2 protein-coding genes and 1 pseudogene are annotated in these 1,669 nt (G+C 66.3%); all 3 read right to left on the bottom strand.

Annotated elements, in window-relative coordinates; genetic code table 11:
* Positions 1–148, bottom strand: a 148-nt coding sequence (locus tag APY03_RS36270) for an AcaB family transcriptional regulator (RefSeq protein WP_157103515.1), incomplete at its 3' end; no start/stop codon positions are given.
* A gap of 181 nt (positions 149–329) precedes the next feature.
* The gene (locus APY03_RS36275; RefSeq protein WP_068685116.1) at positions 330–1,577 is read right to left on the bottom strand and encodes an STY4528 family pathogenicity island replication protein; all 1,248 of its coding nucleotides are present in this window, start codon (positions 1,575–1,577) and stop codon (positions 330–332) included.
* Between the two features lie 3 nt (positions 1,578–1,580).
* Positions 1,581–1,669 (bottom strand): annotated as a pseudogene (locus APY03_RS40995) (DUF2857 domain-containing protein); the annotation flags it as partial.

Raw genomic sequence — 1,669 nt, forward strand, 5'->3', positions numbered from 1 at the left:
AGCCGTTCAGGCCGACGATGCCCGGTCGCCCCTCGGCGGCAGCGCGGCCATGCCAGATGCGCGAGGCGTGATGCGTGTGCAGCGTCAGCGACATCGCGCTGCGCAGGGAGCCGAGGTTGAGTTGCAATGGTTCGTTGTTGGTTGCCATGGTGTCCGCTCGTTGTTGGAAAAGGAGCGGCCAGCTTCGGCAGGAAGCGGAAGGCAGTCAGTCAACAAACCGAAACCCGCAAGGCCCCGGTTCAAGGCATTGCGGCTGCATGCGGCGCGAGCTATCCCCAGGGGATAGCTCCACTGGCGGCCATGGGCATCCACTTCGCCGCCTGACCGGATCAGTTGCTGGCGAGCAGATTGCGCAGCCGCTCGATGTGCTGCTTGGCGACTTCCGGCGGCACCGGCTTACTGGGCGGCTGGGGTGGCGGTGCGGGTGGTGGCCGCTCATTTGGCGGAGTGGATGCTGATGGCGCGTCTTGCTTGGCCCAGGCGTTGAACTCACCGTGGATGGCGCGCTGGATGATGCCGAACAGATACCCCGCAGGATTGCGGATGCCATGGCTGCTACATCGTGTGGCCCAGTCGTCCAGCACGGCCTGTCTCAGCGAGGCATCGACCTGCTGCAATGCCACCCTGGCACCTGTCTGCTGTTCCGCCTTCAGTTCCGCGAAGCGCTTGGGCCATTGCAGATCGCCCAGCGCGCGCGCCTGCGCGGTAGTACGTACTTCATTAATACGACTACTACGTACTGTACGGGCCTGCTTCGGATTCCGAAGAGCGCCGTCTGGCGCAGGTTTCAGCCCTGCTTCGGAATCCGAAGAGGGGTCATCAGCATTCCGAAGAAGGCTCGAAGCCCCTTCTTCGGAATCGTGGACGGCATCCTCCTGTGGATAACTTCCGGTGGTCAGGATGCCCTGGCTGGCGAGGCGTTCGGCCAGGACCTGCAGCCGCGACGGCAGCGTGCGGCCGGACAGCAGCGGGTCTTCTGCGATCTCCCCGAGCGTGTTCAAGCCGACCATCTGGACGGCCTTGGCCGAATGGCCCAGGGACTGGCTGACCAGCGCGAGGTAGTCGGCGTCGAGTTGCATCGCCTCGAACGGCGTCAAGGGTTCGTCGTGCAGGACGTAGAGGTTGCCGAGGATGCGGCCGGTCTTGGGGTCGCGCCGTCGTCGCACGAGGCTCAGCCACCGTGTCAGACGCAGCAGCGTCAGCGCCCGCGCGACGGTCTCATGGGAGGCCTGCCCCGCGCAGGGCATGGACGCCAGCCAGGGGCGCAACTGCTCATAGGTGGGGAACGCCGTCATCCCGTCGTCGTTGAGCATCAGGCGGAACACCTGCCAGGCGTTGCGCTCCATCGGTGTCAGGCGACGGTCGAGGAACAGCCGCCGCGGCACGGTCTCGTGCCGGTTGCCGCTGAACAGGAAGGCATCGCCGGATGCGGGGGACGTTGGTGGCGTCGCCGGCATGGGCGTTGGCGCGCTGGGGCTGGGCTTGGGCGCGAGGTCCTTCAGCGCAGCGTCGAACCGGTCTGCGAGTGAGACGGGGCCAAGGCGTTGGGCTCGCGGTGCGGCGTCGTCCACGGCCATGGCTCAACCCAACCCCTGATCGACCCAGTTCTTGATCGCGGCCCAGACCACGGAGAGCGGCAGTGACATGCCCTCGGCCAGGTCCATGGCCG

The organism is Variovorax sp. WDL1, assembly GCF_001541225.1.
Classification (GTDB): domain Bacteria; phylum Pseudomonadota; class Gammaproteobacteria; order Burkholderiales; family Burkholderiaceae_C; genus Variovorax.